Annotated in this window: 16 protein-coding genes and 1 pseudogene; 7 read left to right on the top strand and 10 right to left on the bottom strand. The window is 63.9% G+C overall.

Annotation, left to right across the window (positions count from 1 at the left end; translation table 11 throughout):
• Nucleotides 1-15: 15 nt before the first annotated feature.
• Both B0G81_RS01625 and B0G81_RS01620 read left to right on the top strand, forming a co-directional pair.
• Nucleotides 16-1440 (top strand): cytochrome c, encoded by a 1425-nt coding sequence (locus B0G81_RS01625; RefSeq protein ID WP_134132885.1) that lies wholly within the window; start codon nucleotides 16-18, stop codon nucleotides 1438-1440.
• A gap of 144 nt (nucleotides 1441-1584) precedes the next feature.
• Nucleotides 1585-2322, top strand: a complete 738-nt coding sequence (locus B0G81_RS01620; protein ID WP_181196573.1) for a metallophosphoesterase — start codon at nucleotides 1585-1587, stop codon at nucleotides 2320-2322.
• 137 nt (nucleotides 2323-2459) lie between these two features.
• Here B0G81_RS01620 and B0G81_RS01615 read toward each other — a convergent pair whose 3' ends face one another.
• Nucleotides 2460-3161, bottom strand: coding sequence for an RES family NAD+ phosphorylase (locus B0G81_RS01615; protein WP_134132882.1), 702 nt, complete (start codon nucleotides 3159-3161; stop codon nucleotides 2460-2462).
• Complete coding sequence (locus B0G81_RS01610) at nucleotides 3158-3595, bottom strand: MbcA/ParS/Xre antitoxin family protein (RefSeq protein WP_134132879.1); 438 nt, start codon at nucleotides 3593-3595, stop codon at nucleotides 3158-3160. The genes B0G81_RS01615 and B0G81_RS01610 overlap by 4 nt, the downstream gene beginning before the upstream one ends.
• Before the next feature lie 111 nt (nucleotides 3596-3706).
• Between B0G81_RS01610 and B0G81_RS01605 the strand changes: the two genes are divergently transcribed.
• A complete protein-coding gene (locus tag B0G81_RS01605) occupies nucleotides 3707-4315 on the top strand; it encodes a hypothetical protein (RefSeq protein ID WP_134132874.1) in 609 nt (202 codons plus the stop codon).
• Between the two features lie 128 nt (nucleotides 4316-4443).
• Here B0G81_RS01605 and B0G81_RS01600 read toward each other — a convergent pair whose 3' ends face one another.
• Nucleotides 4444-5295, bottom strand: a complete 852-nt coding sequence (locus B0G81_RS01600; RefSeq protein WP_134132869.1) for a LysR family transcriptional regulator — start codon at nucleotides 5293-5295, stop codon at nucleotides 4444-4446.
• A 103-nt stretch (nucleotides 5296-5398) separates the two neighbouring features.
• Between B0G81_RS01600 and B0G81_RS01595 the strand changes: the two genes are divergently transcribed.
• Complete coding sequence (locus tag B0G81_RS01595) at nucleotides 5399-5782, top strand: tautomerase family protein (RefSeq protein WP_116122625.1); 384 nt, start codon at nucleotides 5399-5401, stop codon at nucleotides 5780-5782.
• A gap of 71 nt (nucleotides 5783-5853) precedes the next feature.
• On the opposite strand, the gene B0G81_RS01590 is transcribed toward B0G81_RS01595, so the two are convergent.
• Nucleotides 5854-6648 (bottom strand): SDR family oxidoreductase, encoded by a 795-nt coding sequence (locus B0G81_RS01590; RefSeq protein WP_134132866.1) that lies wholly within the window; start codon nucleotides 6646-6648, stop codon nucleotides 5854-5856.
• Nucleotides 6649-6850: 202 nt separating this feature from the next.
• On the opposite strand from B0G81_RS01590, the gene B0G81_RS01585 reads away from it, so the two are divergent.
• Nucleotides 6851-7687, top strand: coding sequence for a TOBE domain-containing protein (locus B0G81_RS01585; RefSeq protein WP_134132863.1), 837 nt, complete (start codon nucleotides 6851-6853; stop codon nucleotides 7685-7687).
• 26 nt (nucleotides 7688-7713) lie between these two features.
• On the opposite strand, the gene B0G81_RS01580 is transcribed toward B0G81_RS01585, so the two are convergent.
• The 4 genes from B0G81_RS01580 to B0G81_RS01565 all read right to left on the bottom strand — a co-directional run bounded on the left by B0G81_RS01580 (nucleotide 7714) and on the right by B0G81_RS01565 (nucleotide 10724).
• Nucleotides 7714-8415: an ATP-binding cassette domain-containing protein gene (locus tag B0G81_RS01580; RefSeq protein ID WP_134132860.1), complete on the bottom strand. Its 702-nt coding sequence runs from the start codon at nucleotides 8413-8415 to the stop codon at nucleotides 7714-7716.
• 1 nt (nucleotide 8416) lies between these two features.
• On the bottom strand, nucleotides 8417-9091 hold the full coding sequence (modB, locus tag B0G81_RS01575) for a molybdate ABC transporter permease subunit (RefSeq protein WP_134132858.1): 675 nt from the start codon (nucleotides 9089-9091) through the stop codon (nucleotides 8417-8419).
• Between the two features lie 21 nt (nucleotides 9092-9112).
• The gene (modA, locus tag B0G81_RS01570) at nucleotides 9113-9886 is read right to left on the bottom strand and encodes a molybdate ABC transporter substrate-binding protein (RefSeq protein WP_134132855.1); all 774 of its coding nucleotides are present in this window, start codon (nucleotides 9884-9886) and stop codon (nucleotides 9113-9115) included.
• Between the two features lie 136 nt (nucleotides 9887-10022).
• On the bottom strand, nucleotides 10023-10724 hold the full coding sequence (locus tag B0G81_RS01565; RefSeq protein ID WP_134132852.1) for a phosphatase PAP2 family protein: 702 nt from the start codon (nucleotides 10722-10724) through the stop codon (nucleotides 10023-10025).
• Between the two features lie 426 nt (nucleotides 10725-11150).
• Here B0G81_RS01565 and B0G81_RS01560 point away from each other — a divergent pair, with 426 nt between their 5' ends.
• Together B0G81_RS01560 and B0G81_RS01555 are read left to right on the top strand one after the other, a co-directional pair.
• Nucleotides 11151-12347 carry a PHB depolymerase family esterase gene (locus B0G81_RS01560; RefSeq protein WP_134132849.1) on the top strand — a complete coding sequence of 399 codons (1197 nt, stop codon included), beginning with the start codon at nucleotides 11151-11153 and terminating at the stop codon, nucleotides 12345-12347.
• Nucleotides 12348-12454: 107 nt separating this feature from the next.
• The gene (locus B0G81_RS01555) at nucleotides 12455-12631 is read left to right on the top strand and encodes a DUF3563 family protein (protein WP_095422103.1); all 177 of its coding nucleotides are present in this window, start codon (nucleotides 12455-12457) and stop codon (nucleotides 12629-12631) included.
• An 85-nt stretch (nucleotides 12632-12716) separates the two neighbouring features.
• Here the strand turns inward: B0G81_RS01555 and B0G81_RS01550 are convergent.
• Together B0G81_RS01550 and B0G81_RS01545 are read right to left on the bottom strand one after the other, a co-directional pair.
• Nucleotides 12717-12916 (bottom strand): annotated as a pseudogene (locus B0G81_RS01550) (TspO/MBR family protein).
• Nucleotides 12917-12991: 75 nt separating this feature from the next.
• Nucleotides 12992-14491 carry a deoxyribodipyrimidine photo-lyase gene (locus tag B0G81_RS01545; protein ID WP_134132846.1) on the bottom strand — a complete coding sequence of 500 codons (1500 nt, stop codon included), beginning with the start codon at nucleotides 14489-14491 and terminating at the stop codon, nucleotides 12992-12994.
• Nucleotides 14492-14541 lie beyond the last annotated feature (50 nt).

Raw genomic sequence — 14541 nt, 5'->3', positions numbered from 1 at the left:
GAACGGAGAGCCACAATGACGAACAACACCTCTCGCGCGCAGCGGCTCGAGGCGCTGGCGCAGAAGGCCCGCCGCCGTCATCTCCGGGTCGCGACGCTGGCCGCGATTTTTTCGCTGTTCGCGCTGTATGTCGCCTGGTATGAGGCACACGGTCCCGGCACACAGCGCAACGATGAACTGCCGATCACCCAGGCCCGCGCCGACGACGCCGCGCAAGCGGTCAACGGCGCGGCCTTGCCGGTGTCGGCGGCCGGCAGCGACCTGGTCAAGCGCGGCGCATACCTCGCGCGCGCCGGCGATTGCATGGCGTGCCATACCGCGGACAAAGCGCGGCCGTTCGCGGGCGGCCTGCCGATCAACACGCCGTTCGGCACTATCGTGACGCCGAATATCACGCCCGATCCGGATACAGGCATCGGTCAATGGACCGACGCCGATTTTCTGCGTGCCATGCATGAGGGCATCGGCAAAGGCGGCGAGCGCCTCTATCCGGCCTTCCCATATGCGGAGTACACCAAGGTCACCGAGCAGGACGTGCTGGCCATTCGCGCGTATCTGAACACGCTCACGCCGGTCCACTACACGCCGCCGGCCAACAGCCTGAATTTCCCGTTCAATCAACGCTGGCTGATGGTGTTCTGGAACCTGTTCAATTTCACCGAGGGCCGTTTCGTGCCCGATCCCCGGCAAAGCGCCGAATGGAATCGCGGCGCGTATCTGGTGCAAGGGCTTGCGCATTGCGAGGAATGCCATACGCCGCGCAATTTCACGCAGGGTTTGAAGTCGAGCGCGCGTTTCGCCGGCGCGGTGCAGGCCGGCTGGCACGCGTACAACATCACGTCCGACAAAAACAGCGGCGTGGGCAACTGGAGCGATGACGAACTGATGTCGTATCTGTCGACCGGTGCGGCGCCGGGCCGCGCCAATGCAGCCGGTCCGATGGCCGAAGTGGTCACCGACAGCACGCAATATCTGACGCGTGAAGATCTCGGCTCCATCGTCGCGTATCTGCGCGCGGTGCCGCCGATCAGCGGCGGCGAATCGCGGCCGCGCGACCAGTGGGGCAATCCCGCCGACGACGTGACGACGCTGCGCGGCACCGCTGTCCACGCCGTGAACGGTGCGCAACTGTTCGTCGCGAATTGCGGGAGCTGCCATGGCTGGACCGGGCAAGGCGTGGGCGCGAGCGCGCCGGGGGCGTATCCGTCGTTGATTCACAACTCGGCTGTGGGCGCGAGCGACTCCAACAATCTGGCGATGGTGATCCTGCACGGTGTCACGCGTACGACGAAACAGGCCGACGTGCTGATGCCTGCATTCGCCAATCAACTCAGTGACGAGCAGGTGGCCGCCATCACCAACTATGTGACCAAACACTTCGGCAATCCGCAGTCCACCGTGACGGCCGAGCAAGTCGGCAAATTGCGAACTCAGCAATAGTGACCACGCGAACGGGTGTTTCCGGTAAAGCCTGCCGGAAACACGTCGCTTTGGCGTTAATTTGCGTCATTTCAAGCCGCTGCGGCGCCAGGAAACGATGGGCAGCGCGCATACGTATCGCGGATGCCGCATTATCATGAAACCATGGCTTCCGTACTCGTCAATTCCGTCCAGCATCACGCCGCGAACCAGAGCGGCCGCGACTTCGTGGTAGGCGATCTGCATGGCTGCGTCGATGCATTGCGCTATCTGCTGCGCGTGATCACGTTCGATCCGGCGCGGGACCGGTTGTTTTCGGTCGGCGATCTGGTGGACCGCGGCGAGCATTCCGAACTGGCTTTGGCGCTGCTCGACAAACCCTGGTTTTTCGCTGTGCTCGGCAATCACGAAGACACCCTGTGCGCCGTGGCCGACGGACGCTTGCGGCGTCAATGGTGGTATGGAATCGGCGGCATCTGGGCGGCGCAATTGTCCAACGAACGCTTGCAGCATTACGCCGAGATCTTGCGCGGGTTGCCGCTTGTGCGCGTGGTCGGCAGCGGCAAGGAGCGCTTTAATGTTCTGCATGCCGAATTTTTCGGTTCGGACGCGGAGCTCGACGCGGGTAATTTCTCCGAAGAAACCCGCCAGCGATTGCTATGGGGCCGCGACCTGGCGTTGGGCAATGGCGACCCGCAGCGGCAGCGCGGACTCTCGCTGACTTATTGCGGCCACACGCCGATGCGCGACATCAAGCAGGTCGGCTCGCAGTTGTTCATCGACACCGGTGCGTTCGGACCGGGCGGCAAGCTCACGATCGTGGAGCCACTCGCGTTGCGGCGCTGGTCGATCTCGACCGAAGAAGCGCGCGCGGAAGGCGCGGCGGCGCTGGCGCTGCCTTGACGGCGGGCGGCGCGCGCCGGCCGACACGTTGGCCACGTATTGGCCGCACATGGGCCATACGCCGGCCGCGGTCCGGTCGCGCATCAGCCACGAATCGGCCACGCATCGGGCACACATCGGGCATTCAGGCCGCGCGATCAGCCGACCTGGCTAAGTTCGAACACCATATCCACGCTCGTGCCGTTCCAGTTGTATTCCAGATACGCCGCGTGATGGCAGTCGCGTAGCAGCGTGGTCCTGAACGCGGCGAGGCATTCGCCGCCGTCATCGCGCACCGACGGATACACGATACCCGGCGCACCCGCCTCGCGGACGGCTCGGCCGAGCGACTGTCCGGCCAGGTAGTCGTCCGGGGACAGCACCGCGAGATCCACCGACGTGTCGTCGCGAATGTCCACCACGTTGCCTTGCGCGACGACGGTGTAGAGACGCATTTGCTGGCGCATGGGCGGCTCGGCCGTCGCTTCCAGAAATTTCCCCGTGTGATAACGCGTTTCGGCGATGGCGGTGGCGCGTGAGCGGGCGCAATAGAACACGCCGTACGTGCCGTCCGAGAAACGGCTGCCGAGCGGATTCAGATGCGTCAACGCGGCCATGATCGGCCCGTAGCCCGGCCCGAAGCGGCGCTCTTCGCGCGGCACCAGTTCGAGTTCGCCGACTTCGGTGCGCAGGCGGTCGTTGGTCATCGCTTCGAGCGCGTACAGCGCGTCGAAATCTTCCGGCGAGGCAACCCGGTCGAACAGATTGACGGCCGGAAAGCGCGTCGGAATCACGCGATACGCGGGCGACCAATCGAGCGGCGCCGTGCGCCAGCGGTCCTGCCAATGCGGTTGTGTCACGCCCAGCCGCCTCGCATTGCGTCGAGATACTGGCGCACGGCCACAAGGTCGCTGATGTTGCCCGCCAGCATGCGGTCCAGCGCGCGGCGGCCGCCGAACGGCGGCGCGCTGTTGGGGCGTTTGATCCAGGTGTCGGCGGCACTGGCTTGCGGCAGCAGGATTTGCAGTGCCTTGTAGATGCCGAGCAGCAGCGATAGGCGTTCGAGCGTGTCGCGCCCGAGGCGGGCCGTTTCAGGCGCGGCCTTCCATTTGAAATAGGTGGAGCGGCCCGGAGAACCGAGCAGCACGATCTGTTCTTCCGCGCTCAGGTCCCAGTCGCGCGCAATGTTGAAGAACGCACGTAGACCCGCCGCGGACATTTCCGTTAGCGTGGGTTCCGAAACCGGCCGAGGAATCGGCGCTTCGGATGGGGTGGCGCGGGCAGCGTGAGCCATGAGCGGGTAAGTCCTCATTTGTACTTGAAAATGATATTAGTCTAAATATGGATTTTTGCAAGAGAATATAATCCTGGCTCGTCATAAATCGAAGATCAGGAGAAGCAGGAGATGGGCGTTCGAGCAGTAGCAGCAGGAGCGGCGCTTGCCGTGTGGTGTATGTCGAGCGCGGCGACGGCCGCCGGTTACACCGAAGTGTGGAATCCGCCCGAGGCGAGCGGGCATGTCGGAAGCCAGGCAAAGAAGCCGGGGGCGGCCAAGGTCAAGTCTAATGCCGGTTCGAAGACGGCGTCGAAGGCCACTTCAAAGGCCGTTTCGAAGCGCGTTGCAGTGGCGACAGCGCACGGTGATCAGCGCGCGGCGCATGCCGGCGTGAACAAGGTGGCCGCCAAGGGCGCCACGAAGAGCGGGACCAACGCCACGCACACAGGCAAAACCGTATCGAAAGCGGCCGTGATCGCGCAGAGTAAAAAACCGCACGCGCAGCTGGTCCAGACGAAAGCGGGCCAAGGCAAGGTTGTGCGCGCGAATCTGGTGGTTCCGGCTCGTCAGGCTCATCCGCAAACGGCCAAGGTCGTGGCAAAAACCGGCGCGGCGAAACCGGCTCCATCTCACGTGAATGTGCCGGCCTCTTCCGCAAACGTTAGCGCCAACCCGGCGAACGCAACGAGCAATCCCGCTACCGCCAGCAGCGGTTCGCTGCCGCCAATCCTTCATTAATCCGCAATCAAGCTGGGCGTTTGCGTTTCGGCTTGCTGCGCGGCAGACCTAACGTTGTGCGTCCAAGTTCGAGGATGCGCGCCGATGGTTTTTCCAGGCGCGGCATCTGAATGGACGCCGTCAGTAACTCAAACGCTCGCCAACCCATTCGTCACCAGCCGCAACGTCTCCACCGACCGCTCGTCTCTCACCCGCGAATGCAGCGTCACGCGCGATTCCGGCAGCGTTGGCAAACCCAGCCGCGGGCCGACGTCGATCAGCCCACGCGGCGCCACGCGGCGCGCCAGCGGCGACACCGCCAGTCCTGCCGCCACGGCCGCGCCGACGGCCGCCACGCCGCCACCGACGAACACCTCCTGCCAGCCGACGGCCGCCTGCGCGAGCGCGCGGAGCGCCACGTCGCGCACGTTGCACGGCGGGCTCAACAGCGCGAGCGCCAATGGCTCGCCGACTCGCGGCAGCCACGCCGGCGTGGCGAGCCAGCCGAGCGGCTCGCTGAACAGCACCTGAGCGTCGTCACGCGGCGGTTCGTCGGCGCCATAGCGGACAATCACCGCGTCGAGGCGGCGTTCGTCGAATTGCGCGAGCAGCGCGGCCGACGTGCCCAGATGCAATTCGATCACCAGACCCGGGTCGTGCGCATTGAGCTTGCCGAGCAGGTGCGGCAGGTCCGGTCCCGCGACATGCTCGCTGAGTCCCAGCGCGAGCCGCCGTCGCTCGACCGACAGCGACCCGAGCGCGCGTTCATGCGCGTTCAGCAGGTCGCGCGCGGCGCTAAGGAACGCATTGCCGTCCGCGGAAAGGCGCACCGCGCGCGGCGTGCGCTCCAGCAATTGCTTACCCAGATGCGCTTCCAGCCGCTTGAGCTTAAGGCTGACGGCCGATTGGGTCGTGTCCAGCGCGTCCGCGGCACGCGTAAAGCTATGCAGATCGGCGACCAGAACGAAGGCCCGGACCGCATCGAGATCGAGAACTTTCATTTCTGATGAATATAGATGAAATCATCAATGATGTCTGTTCATTATGACTGAGCGCGCCTAAGCTGTGTTTACCCCAATCAACGCAGCCAAAGGAGATTTCATCATGCCGCTCACACGAATCGCATTGCGCGCAGGCAAGCCCGTCGAGTACCGGAAGGCGGTGACGCAAAGCATCCAGCGTGCGCTGGTGGACACCTTCAACGTGCCGAAGGACGACATCTTCATGCTGATCACCGAGCATGAGGCCGGCAATTTCGTGTACGACAACCAGTATCTGAACGTCGAGCGAAGCGACGATCTCGTGATCATTCAGATCACGCTGAACAACACCCGCACCCTTGAGATGAAAAAGGCGCTGTACAAGCGGATGGCGGACGAACTGGCGGAATCGCCGGGGCTGCGACGAGAGGATGTGTTCATCAACCTCGTCGAAGTGTTGAAGGAGAACTGGTCGTTCGGCAATGGGATTGCGCAGTACGCATTGTGATGGTTGCGGCCGTCCCGTGATGTGAAAACGGGCGGCCATGCCGCCCGCCGTTTATTGGAAAAGCGGCAACGTCACGCAATCGTATCGATCACGCCGCCGTCGACGCGCAGCGCCGCGCCGGTCGTCGCCGAGGCCTGCGGCGAGCAGACATACACGACCATGTTCGCCACTTCCTCGGTGGTGGCCGCGCGCTGAATGATCGAACTGCTTCGATGCTCGCGGACGAACTCCGTGGCGACCTGCTCGACGGTTTTGCCTTGCTCTCTAGCCGTGTCTTCGACCATCGAACGGAAGCCGTCGGACAAGGTCGGTCCGGGCAGCACGGCATTCACCGTCACGCCGCTGCCGGCCGCCTGTTTGGCGATGCCGCGCGCGATGCTCAGTTGCGCCGTCTTCGAGAAACCATAAGCGAGCATGTCCGGCGGAATATTCAATCCCGATTCGGACGAGATGAACACCACGCGGCCCCACTTACGCTCCATCATCCCTTTGAGGTAGTGGCGCGTGAGCCGCACGCCCGACATCACGTTGACCTGGAAGTAGCGCTCCCAGTCGTCGTCTTCGGTGGTAAAGATGTCGCCGGGTCCGAAGATACCGAGGTTATTCACCAGGATATCCGCCTGCGGCACGGCTTTCGTCAACGCCTCGCAACCTTCCAGCGTGCCGAGGTCGCCCGCGAAGCCCTGCAATTTCGCTTGCGGCGTGCTCTTGCGGATCGTGTCGATCGCGCGGTCCACCGCCTCCTGTTTGCGTCCGTTGATGATGGTATGCGCGCCTGATGCGGCAATGCCGGTGGCGATGGCAAGGCCGATGCCGGCCGTGGATGCACTCACGATAGCGGTCTTGCCCGATAAATCGATGTTCACTGTCTTGCTCCTTGTTGAAGTTGCAGCGCGCCGGCCGTGGCCAGCCGCGCCGAAAATGCAAAGGGCCTAGTGTTCGAAGCGTCGAACTCGAAGTATCCCATCTATCCGTTTTCGAGGTCCGCCAGGTTGGCGGCCGGCGGCGCAGGCTCGCGTCGCTATAATGATTCGTCGTCCTCTCCTCGGTCATCGACCGCTCTTCGCCATGACACCCGACCGTACCGATCCTTCCCGCGAAACGCTTGAACTCGGCGGCTCCGTCTGGTTTCAGGCGGGCGCGCAGACGCTCGGCGGCGCGTCGCGGATCGCGCTGCTTGCGGCGATCGGCGAGACCGGTTCGATCACGAGCGCGGCGAAAGCTGTCGGCATCAGCTACAAAGGCGCGTGGGACGCCGTCGATACGATGAACAATCTCGCGGGCGAGCCGCTCGTGGTGCGCCTGACCGGCGGCAAAGGCGGTGGCGGCACCACGCTGACGCCGCGCGCCCTCAAACTGATCGAGACGTTTCGTGCGGTGGAGCGCGAGCATCGCCGCTTCCTCGAACGCGCGGGCGCGGCGATCGAAGGATTCGCGACGGACTGGGATCTGATCGGCCGCATCGGCGTGAAGACGAGTGCGCGCAATCAACTATATGGCACGGTGTCGACGATCACGCGCGGCACCGTCAACGACGAAATCACGCTGGCGCTGCCCGGCGGCCACGCGATCGTTTCCGTCATCACGCATGAGAGCACCGAGACGCTGGGGCTTGTCGAGGGCGTGGCGGCGTTCGCGTTGATCAAGGCGTCGTGGGTCGTGCTGCTCGTCGACAACGCGAGCGGCGCGCCGCTCAAACTCTCAGCGCGCAATCAGCTGCGCGGCACGGTGCAGAGCGTGAAGCGCGGCGCGGTCAATGCCGAGGTATCGCTGGTGTTGGAGGGCGGGACGGTGATCACGGCGGTGGTCACCAATGAAAGCGTCGACACGCTTGGCCTCGTGGAAGGCGGCAGCGCTGTTGCGGCGTTCAAGGCGTCGAGCGTGATACTTGGCGTGAAAGATTGAGCGCGGGAAGCGCTCGCTGTTGCGCGTCAAGGCTCGCTGCGTGCATAGCCCGCGAACGGATGATCCTCGCGCACGCGGCCGTCGCTGACCTGCACGACCTGATCGCCGAAGGCGGCGACGTCGTCGGGATCGTGCGTGATCAACACCATCGGAATATCGAGCTGCGTCTGCAGATGCGATAACTCGCGGCGCATGCGCTGACGCAAAGCGCTGTCGAGTGCCGAAAACGGTTCGTCCAGCAACAGCAGCCGAGGTTGCGCGACGAGCGCTCGCGCCAGCGCCACGCGCTGCTTTTGTCCACCGGAAAGCTGCGCTGGATGATTACCCGCCACGCTCTTCAATTCCAGCGCGTCGAGCCAGTAATCGATCTGCGGATGCGTGATGCGCCTGCGCGGATTGAGCCAGCCCCGCTGCAAGCCGAAGCCGATGTTCTGCCACACGTTCAGATGCGGAAATAGCGCGTAGTCCTGAAACAGATAGGCGAGCTTGCGCGCTTGCGGTTTCAGATCGACGCCGCGCGCGCTGTCGAACAGCGCGTTGCCATGCAGCGTGATCGAGCCTTCGTCTGGACGCAGCAGGCCGGCGATAGCCTGCAACGTCAGACTTTTGCCCGCGCCCGATGGTCCGAACAGTACGACGCGTTGCGAGGTGGCCTTGAAGGCGACGTCGAGCGTGAAGCGGCGCTCGGCGCTCTGGAAGGTCTTGCGGATGTCGACGGCGAGCAGCATATCAACCCGACTTCAACAGTGTGTGCTGCGGAACGAGGCGCCCCGCGAGCAACAGGATCACGACGCACGTCACCGAGGTCACGAGCACGAGGAAATTCGCGGTGCTGTCGTCGCCGGCTTGCACCGCCGAGTAGACCGCCACGGACAAGGTTTGCGTGCGGCCCGGCAGATTGCCCGCGATCATCAGCGTCGCGCCGAATTCGCCGAGCGCTCGCGCGAAAGCCAGCAGGCCGCCGGCGAGAATGCCGCGCGCGGCGAGCGGCAGCGTCACGCGAAAGAACACGGCTGCTTCGCTGACGCCGAGCGTGCGCGCGGCCCGTTCGAGTTGCGGATCGACGGCCTCGAAGGCGGCGCGCGCCGATTTCAGCACAAGCGGAAACGCCACGACCGTCGACGCGATCACCGCGCCCTGCCATGTGAACACCAACCGAATATCGAAACGCTCGAGCCAGCCGCCGATCACACCGCGCCGTCCGAGCAGGACGAGCAGGTAATAGCCGAGCACGGTGGGTGGCATGACCAGCGGCAGCATCAACAGCGAATCGATCACGTCGCGCGCGCCGGAGCGCCAGCGCGACAAACCGAAGCCCGCGGCGACGCCGAATACCAGGTTGAGCGCGGTGGCCCAGCCCGCCACTTTCAACGACAGCAGGAGCGGAATCCAGGCCTGTTGCATGAGCGTGCGCCGTCCCGGTAGTCAGTGCGCGGGCTTGAAACCGTACTTCGCGAGCACGGCCTGACCGGCCGGCGACAGCACGAAGTTCATGAACGCGTGCGCGTCCGCGGCATGGCGGCTGCCTTCCGCTTGCGCGATCGGATAGGTGATTGGCGTTTGCGTCGGCACGTTCAGCGCGACCTTGACCTTGTCCGGCATGACGGCGGCGTCGGTGCTGAACACGAAGCCGGCGTCGACTTCGCCGCGCGACACATAGTCGAGGCTTTGACGGACGTTCGACGCCAGCACGGCCTTCGCACTCACGGCATCCCACACGCCGGCAGCCTGCAGCGCGCCCTGCGTGTAGCGGCCGACCGGCACGGACGCCGGATCGCCGTACGCCACGCGCTTCACATTCGCCGACGTCAGATCGTTCAGCCTGGTCGGCGCGAAATGGCTGTCGGTCGGCACGATCAGCACCAGCGAATTGGCGGCGAAGTCCTTGCGCGTGGCCGGCGCGATCACTTTTTCGGCGGCGGCCTTGTCCATGGCTTTTTGATCCGCGGACGCGAACACGTCGGCGGGCGCACCCTTGACGATCTGTTGCATCAGCACGTCGGAGGCGCCGAAGTTCAACAGCACCTTGGTGCCCGGATGCTGCTGCTCGAACACTTCGCTGACCGCCTTGAACGCGTTGGTCAGGCTGGCGGCGGCAGAGACCACCAGTTCGTCGGCGCGCGCATTGGCGCTAATGGCGACGGAGACGGCGCTGGCGACGAACAGCGCTTGCTTTAGAAGCCGGCGGGAGAGTGTCATGAAGACCTGGAAGTCCGGCGCGAACCGGATCGGCGGGGTTAAAACGCTATCGTAATATATGCAAGGTTATAACGGTGACCTATGACAATTATTCAGCCCCGCGCATGAAGCGGTATGTCAAACAACGGGAGACGATTCAGATGTCGGACGAATGCGGCGGCGCCAGCGTGTTGAGCGTTTGCGACAGCGGCGCCGTGGCGGGACGGACGTCGCGCACAGCCTTCCACTTTGCGCGAATGAAGGGCCGGTCATGACCGGACACTTTCAGCGCGATGTGCGTGACCCAGCGCTGCGTCGGCACGTGCACGCCGTGCGCCAGCACCGCGAGGGCCATCATGCTGACGGCGACGGGCAGCGCCGACAACCGACCCGGCTCAGCGTGCCAGGCGAGTCGGACGAACACCAGCGCCGTTATGGCACCGGTCAGACAGCCGGTAATGGCTTCAGATGGCGAGTGGGCGCTCAGTACCACGCGCGACAAACCCACCGCGATCCCCGCCGCAAGGCCGAGCAGCACGCCGGCCAGCCGGATGACCGGCCGCGTCGGCAAGAGCATAAGGAACAGAACGACCGGATAAACGGCAGTGGACAGCATGGCGTGACCGCTGACGCCGGTGAAATCCAGTTCGCGCACGCCGACACCCCAGCCGAGAAACGCCAGCTTCGTCACCGTCACGATGCCGATGGCCGCGCCGAGCAGCAGCAGCCAACCGGCCGCCATGCGCCACGTGTAGCCGACCGCCAGCCACAACGCGATGGCGAACGCGAGCGGTAGCGTCATGCCGGCGCTGCCGAGGCTGGTGATCGAATACCAAAGGTGGGGAGCTAAATCGGGCATGGCAAAAGGGCGACCAAGGCCGCGTAGAATCGGATTGGTGATGAGTTAACGCACGAACGGCGCAAATCGCCGACGCCGCAAGGTCCGTGCGGCAAAGAATTAACCGCCAGTATAGACGGGTGCTGCAGGCCGGTTGCGCTGCGCGTGAGACTTTTCTGTCGCAGGGAGTTCGCTGGCGAACAGGCGGCAAACATTCGGCTGACAAGTGGCAAACAATGCGACAAGCGGGCGGCGGCCGGGCAGCGAACGAGCCTTCGCCGAGCTTTGACGCTGGCCTCGCCACAAGGTTCGCCGAGCGGAAATTGGGGTCCCGGATAGTACTCCGAGGTTCCAGCATTGCATGGGGATTGGTGTTATTGTGCATTGCACAACAAAGCACCGTTCCACCGGACGGACCCTGTCCCTTTTTGCGAGGTTTTTCTGCCAATGGCAAAAAGTCTATCGAAAATCTGGCTGCGCGGTCTCAAGCGCCTGCTCGCGATCCAGACTGAGCACGCCCGCAAGACTACCAAGCGCACCACGACGCGACCGGCGCGACCCGCCACCAGTAAGCCGTCCACCAAAGTTCGCCCGATCAAGCCTGCCGCGGTTGTGCGCGCGCCCGCCAAACGTGAGGCGCCGCGCGCCATGGCTCGTGAATCGCGGGTGCGTCCGCGCGCCTCGGCATGGGCGAGCGGGTCGTGGACGCGCTCGTTCCACTCGGCGCCTGCCGCGCCCGGCCGGCTCGTCAATCATCTTCAGTACGGCTTGTATGTCCCGACGGGCCACGCGCTCGAGGCCATGCCGCTAGTGGTGATGTTGCACGGCTGCACGCAGTCGATCGAAGAATTCGCCGAAGGCACGCGGATGAACGTGCTGGCCGACCGCTTCGGCTTTGCCGTGGTCTATCCGGAACAGTCGAAGCACGTGCACTCGCACCGCTGCTGGCATTGGTACGACGCGGGCGAAAGCGCCGGCGGCGCCGAAGCACGCGCGGTGGTCTCGCTGGTGGATGCGCTGGTCGCCCAGCACGGGTTCGACGGCGAGCGCGTGTATGTCGCTGGAATCTCCGCTGGCGCCGGCCTGACGGCGCTGCTTGCCCTCAATCATCCGGAGCATTTCGCGGCGGTCGCGCTGCATTCCGGCCCTGCTTTTGGTGAGGCGCGTTCCGGCATTACGGCGATGGACGTCATGCGGCGGGGCGCGCGCCGCGAGCCGGCCGAACTGGTCGACGAAACCGCCGACGTGGCGCGTTACCCCGGCATGCCGGCCATCATCATCCACGGCGACGCCGACCATGTGGTCTCGCCGGTCAATGCCGACCAACTGGCGGTGCAGTTTCTGCGGCTGAACCGCATCGTCGACCAGAACGGCGCGCGCAAATCCGGCGAAGTCCGCGAAGACCGCAAGGGTGGCGTGGTCATGCGTGATTATCTGCGCGGCGGACGGCGTGTGGTCCGGCTGTGCCGCGTGCAAGGGCTTGCCCATGCCTGGAGCGGCGGCGACGACGCCGTGCCGTTTCATTCCGCCAAAGGTCCCGACGCAAGCGCGATGGTGTGGGAATTTTTCAAGCACCAGCGCCGCACGGGCGCCGGCCGGATCGCGGAAGCCGACGCCGCAACGGCCTCGGCGGGGGCGCGGTGATCTCGTTGCAACACTTCGAAATGAGTGCTGGCATGTTCCTAGGGTTTTCCCTATAATGAGGGCTATCCCCTAGGCGTTAACGCCTAAACTCATTGTCGAGGTTGACCATGTATCTGCTTAGCCGCCTGTTTCTGTTTCTGACCAAATCGCCCGATCAACTCGCGAAAGAACGCGCTGACGCTTTCCTCGCTGAAGCAACGGATCTGTATGATCTGGAATTCCGTATGCGTAAGCTGGACCGTGAGGCGAACGTTCGCCAACCGTCGTGGATGACCCAGCACTAAGCTGCGTTAGTTAAAGCATCGGCGTGGATGTAACGTCGGTGTTCGGGGGTGAGGCGCCCAAGCTGTCGCAAATCGTTGCAAGCGCTCAGACAGCCGGATTCAATTGCCATAACGCGTGATTCAACACTGCGGCGAACGCCACCCAAGCCGCATAGGGCATGAATAGTCCGCCTGCCCAACTGTGTCGTCGGCAGAATGCAATGTCAGCGCGACAATCAATATCAGCACCATGAGAATATCGGCCAGCGCCACGTCCGGTCGATGCAGGCCGAAGAATAGCCACATCCAGGCTGCGTTAAACAGCAACTGCACCAGCCATAAAACGATCGCTGCGCTCAGGCCGCCGACATAAGCGTGTGCTCACTTGCCGAAACGGGCCAGCGTGCGCGCTCGCGCCTCGGCATGGTCGACGATCGGCGCCGGATAGTCCTTGCCCAACGTCACGCCGAACTCCGCAAGCTTTTCGCTGCCCGCCAACCACGGCGCATGAATCCACTTCGACGGCAGCTTCGCGAGCTGGGGCAGATACCGCTTAATAAAGCGTCCTTCGGCGTCGAATTTTTCAGACTGCGTGATCGGATTGAAGATCCGGAAGTAGGGCTGTGCGTCGCATCCTGTCGACGCCGCCCATTGCCAGCCGCCGTTATTTGCCGAGAAATCGAAGTCGTTCAACTGTTCGGCGAAGTACCGCTCGCCGAGCCGCCAGTCCACGCCGAGATCCTTGACCAGAAAACTCGCCGTCACCATCCTCAGGCGGTTGTGCATATAGCCGGTGCGGTTCAGCTGCAGCATCGCCGCGTCGACGAGCGGATAGCCGGTGCGGCCGTCGCACCACGCGGCGAACGCCTCGTCGGCTTCCGGGCCTTGCTCCCAGCGCAGCCGGTCGTACTCTTCCTTGAACGACGCGCCGCTCGCGAGCCGCGGATGATGCGCCAGGATCATGAAGTAGAAGTCTCGCCAGATCAGTTCCGACAGCCACGTCGCCGAACCTTCCCCGTCGGGTTGCAGCGACATCTCGTGGGCGAGGCGCGCGAGCGTGCGGATCGAGACCGTGCCGAAGCGCAGATGCATCGACAGATAGCTCGGGCCTTTTGCAGCGGGAAAGTCGCGCCGGTCCTTGTAGCTGTCAATGCGCGTCGCGAAATCGTCGAGCAGGCGCTGCGCGCCGCTCATGCCAGTGGGCAGATCCAGTTCAGCGAGGTTGCTCGGCGCAAAGCCGAGCTGGTCTGGCGTCGGCAAACGGCGATTGAGCTTTGACGGCACTGTCGCCAGATGTTTCTCGTACGTTTCCACCGGATACGGCTTCAGATCGAAAGCTGTCAGCTGCTTGAGCCACGCGTTCTTGTAGGGCGTGAACACCGTGAACGGCTTGTTCTGACCAGTGAGTACCTCGTCGCGCTCGAAAATCACCTGATCCTTGAAACTCAGCCATTGGCGTCCGGCTCCAGCGAGCGTCTCGCGGACCGTCTCGTCGCGCGCGATCGCGACCGGTTCGTAATCGTGATTCGCGAAAACCGCGTCCACGCGAAGTTCGTCGGCGAGCTTCGGCATCAGGTGGGTGGGGTCGCCGTACAGCACGATCAGGCCGCCGCCCTTGGCACGTAATGCTTCGTCCAGTTCGCCCACCGCGGCGAGAATCGACTCGACGCGGCGATCCTGGGGCTGCGTGTCCGGATGACGAGCCTGCCAGGCGTCGATCAGCGGCTGCAGGATCGTCGTATCGAACACGAATACGCACCACACGCGCTGGCAATTTTTGAGGGCGTAGTAGAGCGCGGCGTTGTCCGTGCTGCGCAGGTCGCGGCGAAACCAGACCAGACCGGTGTCGAAAGAGTCGTTCAAACGTCGGACGCGTGTCATCTGGAACGTGGATAGTGAAAATAAGGTGAATGGCGGCGCTCTTGCTGGCT

The organism is Paraburkholderia sp. BL6665CI2N2 (genome assembly GCF_004366535.1).
In the GTDB taxonomy this organism is placed as follows: Bacteria; Pseudomonadota; Gammaproteobacteria; order Burkholderiales; family Burkholderiaceae; genus Paraburkholderia.
The sequence above is the reverse complement of the archived record's forward strand: the minus strand, read 5'-3'. Positions and strand labels throughout refer to the sequence as shown.

Bases quoted from the DNA above. Each gene is read 5' to 3' on its own strand.
- B0G81_RS01555 (WP_095422103.1), top strand. From the start codon at position 12,455: ATGTATCTGCTTAGCCGCCTGTTTCTGTTTCTGACCAAATCGCCCGAT.
- B0G81_RS01600 (WP_134132869.1), bottom strand. From the start codon at position 5,295: ATGAAAGTTCTCGATCTCGATGCGGTCCGGGCCTTCGTTCTGGTCGCC.
- modB (WP_134132858.1), bottom strand. From the start codon at position 9,091: ATGCAACAGGCCTGGATTCCGCTCCTGCTGTCGTTGAAAGTGGCGGGC.
- B0G81_RS01585 (WP_134132863.1), top strand. From the start codon at position 6,851: ATGACACCCGACCGTACCGATCCTTCCCGCGAAACGCTTGAACTCGGC.
- B0G81_RS01625 (WP_134132885.1), top strand. From the start codon at position 16: ATGACGAACAACACCTCTCGCGCGCAGCGGCTCGAGGCGCTGGCGCAG.
- B0G81_RS01565 (WP_134132852.1), bottom strand. From the start codon at position 10,724: ATGCCCGATTTAGCTCCCCACCTTTGGTATTCGATCACCAGCCTCGGC.
- B0G81_RS01560 (WP_134132849.1), top strand. From the start codon at position 11,151: ATGGCAAAAAGTCTATCGAAAATCTGGCTGCGCGGTCTCAAGCGCCTG.
- B0G81_RS01580 (WP_134132860.1), bottom strand. From the start codon at position 8,415: ATGCTGCTCGCCGTCGACATCCGCAAGACCTTCCAGAGCGCCGAGCGC.
- B0G81_RS01595 (WP_116122625.1), top strand. From the start codon at position 5,399: ATGCCGCTCACACGAATCGCATTGCGCGCAGGCAAGCCCGTCGAGTAC.
- modA (WP_134132855.1), bottom strand. From the start codon at position 9,886: ATGACACTCTCCCGCCGGCTTCTAAAGCAAGCGCTGTTCGTCGCCAGC.
- B0G81_RS01605 (WP_134132874.1), top strand. From the start codon at position 3,707: ATGGGCGTTCGAGCAGTAGCAGCAGGAGCGGCGCTTGCCGTGTGGTGT.
- B0G81_RS01610 (WP_134132879.1), bottom strand. From the start codon at position 3,595: ATGGCTCACGCTGCCCGCGCCACCCCATCCGAAGCGCCGATTCCTCGG.
- B0G81_RS01620 (WP_181196573.1), top strand. From the start codon at position 1,585: ATGGCTTCCGTACTCGTCAATTCCGTCCAGCATCACGCCGCGAACCAG.
- B0G81_RS01545 (WP_134132846.1), bottom strand. From the start codon at position 14,491: ATGACACGCGTCCGACGTTTGAACGACTCTTTCGACACCGGTCTGGTC.